Source organism: Bartonella massiliensis, assembly GCF_902150025.1.
GTDB classification, from domain to species: domain Bacteria; phylum Pseudomonadota; class Alphaproteobacteria; order Rhizobiales; family Rhizobiaceae; genus Bartonella; species Bartonella massiliensis.
On the sequence record NZ_CABFVS010000086.1, the window covers coordinates 1 to 592 of the forward strand.

The following is a 592-nucleotide window of genomic DNA, read 5'->3' on the forward strand; positions in this document are numbered from 1 at the left end:
TTCAAAACTTATAGAGGTTAGTTTTGGAGAGTGTTGACACAAGGTTTAAACGTTGCTTCTTTTTTAAAATTATAAAATAAAAACCCTCAAAGATCATTCGTGATATGTTACTACGATAAGATCTTTGAAGGTTTGAAGAATAATAAATAAAATTATCAGCATTTCATTGTTTTATGCTGTCGCTTTTGATTAAAGGGTGCCATTCATAACGTATGGTAGGACGACCGCCTTTAGAGCTATTGTCACTTGATATTTGACGAATATGATTGGAACGACATAAAATCTCTAAAGACTGTTTTAGAATGGCATGGTCTTTTAAATGCGTCCAACTTCTTTGATGAATATCACGTAAAGTAAAAACATCGGGTAGATGATCACAACGTTCGATAATCAATTTTGCACAATCTTCTATAGAGGCATTCCCCGCCGCATAAAGCCTTTTGACATGGCTTAATAAATATTTTTCCCAACGCAACGCTGTTTGAAGAGCATCTTTAGTGATTTCAAAACGCCCCCCTTCAGTCAATTCAAAAATCAAGGCAAGGCTTACTATGGTCTTAGGCATTTTTAAAAGATGCGATTGTAAGCTTTC

General features: G+C 34.8%; 1 protein-coding gene. It reads right to left on the reverse strand.

Annotated features, from left to right (window positions below; all coding sequences use genetic code 11):
• Positions 1-163 precede the first annotated feature (163 nt).
• Positions 164-592, reverse strand: a 429-nt coding sequence (locus tag FNZ60_RS09525; RefSeq protein ID WP_142417301.1) for a DUF3987 domain-containing protein, incomplete at its 5' end; no start/stop codon positions are given.